Below are 5276 nucleotides of genomic sequence, written 5' to 3'. Positions count from 1 at the left end.
GGCGGCCGCGGCGGCCCGACGGTGCTGGCGCTCTCCGCCTTCGACATGGCGCTCTGGGATCTCAAGGCGAAGCGGGCCAAGTTGCCGCTCTGGAAGCTCCTGGGCGGGCACGACCATCGCGTGCCCTGCTATGCTGGCGGGATCGACCTGCTGCTGCCGCTGGACGATCTGCTGAAGCAGACCGACGACAACCTCGCCAAGGGTTTCCGGGCGATCAAGATGAAGGTCGGGCGCAAGGTCCTGGCCGAGGATGTGGAGCGGGTGGCCGCCATGCGGCGGCACCTGGGCGATGGCTTCCCGCTCATGGTCGACGCCAACATGAAGTGGAGTGCCGACGAGGCAATCCGGGCCGCTCGTGCCTTTGCGCCCTATGATCTGACATGGCTGGAGGAGCCGATCTCGCCCGACGACGTGGCGGGTCATGCAAGGGTGGTCCGTGACGGCGGCCTGCCGATCGCAGCCGGCGAGAACCTGCGCACGGTATGGGACTTTCGGCACCTGATCGCTTCGGGCGGCGTCACCTATCCAGAGCCGGACGTCACCAATTGCGGCGGCGTCACGTCGTTCATGAAGATCGCCCATCTGGCAGAGGCGTTCAACTTGCCGGTCACGTCGCACGGTGCCCACGACATCACGGTCCACCTCCTGGCGGCAGCGCCCAACCGCTCGTTCCTCGAAGCGCACGGCTTCGGGCTCGAACGCTACATCGCCGAGCCGTTGAAGATCGAAGACGGTTTCGCGCTCGCACCTGACCGACTGGGCCACGGCATCGAGTTCGACTGGAAGGGTCTGGAGGCGATCCGGGCCTGACGTAAGAGCTGGTGCCGCTCAGGCAGGACCTTTCGCTGTAGGCGTCAGACAGGCATGGATGCGAACAGGCCATCCAGCAGGACCATCCATGCCTATGCCACCTCATGATCCAGCTCATTCGGTGTTCGTCCGTGCCGACGTGCGCGGTCGGCGTGGTCGGATCCGGCTGGACCGGGGCAAGGCGTTGAACGCGCTTGATCTCGGCATGATCCGTGCCATCCGCCGAGCGCTCGACAGCTTCGCGACGGACCCTGACGTCGAGTTCGTGACGATCGAGAGCGAGAGGCCGGGCGTGTTCTGCGCCGGCGGCGATATCCGCGCCGTGCGGGAGGCCAGCCTTGCCGGCCGGCACGACGAGAACGAGGCGTTCTTCGCCGAGGAGTTCGCCCTCAACCACCGGATCGCTTCCTTTCCCAAGCCCTATGTTGCGCTCATCGATGGGGTTTGCATGGGTGGCGGCATGGGCCTCTCGGTCCATGGCAGCCACCGCGTGGTGACGGACAGGACCGTCATGGCGATGCCCGAAACAGCGATCGGGTATTTTCCTGACATCGGGGCCAGCTACTTCCTCAATCGGCTGGCGGGCGCGCTCGGCACCTATCTGGCACTGACAGGTGCAAGGATCGGCGCCGCCGACGCCATGGATGCCGGCCTCGCCACCGCCTTCGTCCCGGCAGACCGCTTCAACGCCTTGTGTGTCCGGCTCGATACGGCAGGCGCCGAGGACCTGGACCGCGCAATTGCCGAACTGGCCCCAGTCCCGGCATCCGCAGCCCCGTTGCGCGACCAGCATCCTGCCATCGATCGATGCTTTGGCGCTGGCACCGTCGACGAGCTGTTCCAGTCGCTGGCAGCGGAGGGAGGTCCTTGGGCGGAGGAGACAACGGCAACCCTGCGCAGCATGTCGCCCACCAGCCTCGCGGTGAGCCTGGCACTGTTGCGCCGCACCCGTGGTCTGCCGCTGGCGGCATGCCTCGAGATCGAACTGCGCCTCACGCGGACCATGACCCGCGGCCATGACTTCCTCGAGGGCGTCAGGGCGCTCCTGGTGGACAAGGACCGGCAACCACGCTGGGCACCGCTCGACCCATCGATGGTCCAGAACGTAGGGGACAGTTGAGGCGGCGAAGCCACCTCCGCGACAAAGAGGGGAAACTGGTAGCGCATCCTTCGGGTGGCGTTCCGCAATCCGTGCATGGGTCAGCGGCAAGTCAAAGCCACGCTTCCTTCGTCACGAGCGCAACTGATCCATCCGGAGAAGAAATCGAGCGGGCCATGAAGCCGGTCGGCATCCTTCTTCTTGCCCGCGCGCTGCTCATGACGACATTGGAATACGGCTCCTCCATCGTCACGAGAAGGAACTCCACGAGCCGGCCTGCCGCCAACGAGGCTTCATCATCGCATTCCCGGTGGTGGGGAAGTCGCACATGAATGCAGCGGGGCGAACGGTGGTTCTATTGAGGGTTGCCGGCAGAAGGGCTTACGATAGGGTCTGAGAAGAAGAAGCCGTATCGTTCTTCTTTGGCCATGGCAGCAGTCGAGTACCGGAATCGTGAAAGCCAAATGGCGAGCAGCCGCTCGCGACCTACATCGCTCGGCTTGACAAACCGACAGATACCAGACAGGCGGACCGGACCTGGCCGATCAGCCGGGGCTCGTTGGCGCGCTCGGCTCATCCGTGGGTTGGCCGCGCTGACGCCTGTTCAGGTCGCGCTGATCGTGGGGCTGCTCACCTGTCTGTTGGCCTCGGCTGCTGCTTCAGTGATCCTCGCACGCGACCGGGACCAATTGCTGCGGCAATCCAAAAGCGACCTCCAGGCGATCGTTTTTCCCGCGGCGGGTTTCGTCGCACGCGGCCTCGTGACCCTCGACCTCGCGGTCTCCGTTGCCATCGCGGAGTACGGCAGGGGTCATCTTGATCTGGCAGGCCTCTACTTCAGGTTGCGTCAGCATGCCGAGCAGGTCGACCAGCTCGAAGCTCTCCGAGGTGTGGCTGCGATCGACCGTGATGGGATCATCCGACACACCAGCGACATCACCCGGGCCGGCGAGGACGTAAGCGAGAGCGGATACTTCACCCGCCAGCGCGACAGCGAAGAGCGCGGGATGCTGATCGGCACGCCGATGGTCTGGGAACTGGCACCGGATCAGCAAATCGTGCCGGTGAGTTGGCCGATCATCGACAGTGGCGGCAAGTTCGCTGGTGTGATCGCCGTGGGAGCCAGTTGGCGTCTTTATGCACAGGTCTTCGCGAGCCTTGCCAGCCGCCCCGATCAGACGGTGGCGCTGATCGATGGTGCCAGACGGCTCTATGCGCTCGACGAGCAGCACTGGGAGGACCAGAACGAGCAACCGCCAAGGCCGGCCTTCCTTTTGAACCGCGACGAGCAGGGCGGCGATGTCGTCGGCGAGTTCCTGGTGGCACAGGCGGACGTCACCGGCTTCGACATGCGGGTGGTTGCCGGGATGCCACTTGCGACTGTCCTCAAGGAATGGTGGCTGCGGGTCTATCTGGCCGTTGGGTTGATCGTCGGGATGGGCCTGATCACCGGCATGCTGACCGGGACCCTGCATCGTGTCATGCGGGCGCTGCGGGCCACGGCTGTCGCCGCCGAAGCCGCCGCCGCCGATGCGCGGCTCGCCCAGATCCGTGCGGAAGCGGGTGAGCTATCCAAGTCGCAGTTCCTGGCCGCGATGAGCCACGAGATCCGGACGCCGATGACCGGCGTGCTGGGGATGGCCGACCTCCTCGCGGCGGAGCGGCTGGACGATCGGCAGCAGGGCTATGTTCGTGCGATCCGCACATCCGGCCAGCATCTGCTCAGCGTCATCAACGATATCCTGGACTTCTCACGGTTCGACGCCGGCGGCGTATCGCTGGAGAACATCGACTTCTCCATGGTGGACCTGCTCGAGCAGGTCCGCTCGATCATGGCGCCTCAAGCCGCCGAGCGCGGGCTGCGGCTGAGTTTCGACCTTGCCCAGCATTCACCGCCGGTCGTGAAGGGAGATCCGACCAGGCTCCGACAGGTCCTGGTCAACCTGATCGGAAATGGTCTCAAGTTCACCAGTGTCGGCGGCGTGGACGTGCGGGTCGCGTGCAAGGTGATCGACAAAGAGGCGGAGTACCGGTTCGACGTCGAGGACACCGGCATTGGCATTCCCGAGGAACGGCAAAGCGAACTGTTCCGGGCCTTTACCCAGGCCGATCGCTCCACGGCACGCAAATATGGCGGCAGCGGCCTGGGGCTCGCGATCTGCCGGCAACTCGTGACCGCCATGGGTGGCGAGATCGCCGTCCAGAGCACACCTGGAAAGGGCAGCATTTTCACCTTCCACCTCCTGCTGGAGATCGGGGAGGTGGTGCTTGGCACGGAAAAGGCGGCCCTCGATCCGGCTCCCGTCGTTCCGATGCAGATCCTGGTGGCAGAGGATGTCGAAGTGAATCGGGATCTGCTCCAATCCGTGCTGGCCCGTCACGGTCATGCGGTGACGTTCGCCGAAAACGGCGAGCAGGCTGTCTCCGTGGCAAGCAGCCGGCTGTTCGACGTGATCCTGATGGACGTTCAGATGCCGATGATGGACGGCATCGAAGCGACCAGACGGATCCGGACGCTGCCACCACCTCATGGAGCTATTCCGATCATCGCACTCACAGCCAACGTGATGGAGACCGAGCGGATACGCTGCCTTTCCGCGGGGATGAATCGCGTGCTCACCAAGCCTGTGGCCTGGGACGAGCTGTTCCGGGCCTTGGCAGGCTACAGCGAGCGGCGTGACGGCGTGAAGCAGGCGCTGCCCGAGCCTCGCCCCGACGCTCCGGACCAAGCGACGGATGGCGATGGCGACCTGCTCGATCTTGCGCGGGTCGAGGCACTGGGCAACATGGCGGGAGCAGCCAAATGTGCCGAGTTCTTGCGCAACGCACTGACCTCAGCCGAGCAATTGGCAGCCGACGTCCAGCGGCTGGCCCAGGATCTGGTGGAAGTGGCGAAGCCGGCCCATCGCCTTGCCGGCACGGCACCCAGCTTTGGGCTGCTCCGGGTAGGAACGTTGGCGCGGGCGATCGAGCTGCGTGCCCTGCAGGGCCAGCCCATCGACGAACTGGTCGGACGACTGCAGGCGGCCGTCGCCGCGACCAGGGAAGAACTGGCCCGAACGGGCCGGCTGACGACGACGTAGCGCAACGTCTTCCCCGGGCGGGTGCTCGGCTCTAGGGGCGCACCTCGAGGATCACCCGCTGGTAGCGGGTCGAGGAGGGGCTGCCACTGTCCTTCACCTCGAGGACGATGCTGATCCGGTACGACGAGTTGACTACCGGTACCTTCAGCGTCGCCAGCCTGGATCCATTGTTCGTGATCGACAGATTGCCCGGATAGGTGCCTGCCTCCTTGTAGACCCACCACTTGAAGCTGAGGCTGTCGCCATCCGGATCGCTGGAGGGGCCGGCATCCAGCGTGACCGTG

General features: G+C 65.1%; 3 protein-coding genes and 1 pseudogene. 3 read left to right on the top strand and 1 reads right to left on the bottom strand.

Annotated features, from left to right (window positions below; all coding sequences use genetic code 11):
* The 3 genes from VHL31_RS26540 to VHL31_RS26530 all read left to right on the top strand — a co-directional run.
* Positions 1–810 (top strand): mandelate racemase/muconate lactonizing enzyme family protein (locus tag VHL31_RS26540; RefSeq protein ID WP_329664266.1); only part of this gene is annotated, 810 nt, incomplete at its 5' end.
* A gap of 88 nt (positions 811–898) precedes the next feature.
* Positions 899–1930 (top strand): enoyl-CoA hydratase/isomerase family protein, encoded by a 1032-nt coding sequence (locus VHL31_RS26535; RefSeq protein ID WP_329664265.1) that lies wholly within the window; start codon positions 899–901, stop codon positions 1928–1930.
* Positions 1931–2493: 563 nt separating this feature from the next.
* A complete protein-coding gene (locus VHL31_RS26530) occupies positions 2494–4992 on the top strand; it encodes a hybrid sensor histidine kinase/response regulator (protein ID WP_329664264.1) in 2499 nt (832 codons plus the stop codon).
* A gap of 31 nt (positions 4993–5023) precedes the next feature.
* Here the strand turns inward: VHL31_RS26530 and VHL31_RS26525 are convergent.
* Positions 5024–5276 (bottom strand): annotated as a pseudogene (locus tag VHL31_RS26525) (hypothetical protein); the annotation flags it as partial.

This window comes from Geminicoccus sp., assembly GCF_036263595.1.
Taxonomy (GTDB): Bacteria; Pseudomonadota; Alphaproteobacteria; order Geminicoccales; family Geminicoccaceae; genus Geminicoccus.
The sequence above is the reverse complement of the archived record's forward strand: the minus strand, read 5'-3'. Positions and strand labels throughout refer to the sequence as shown.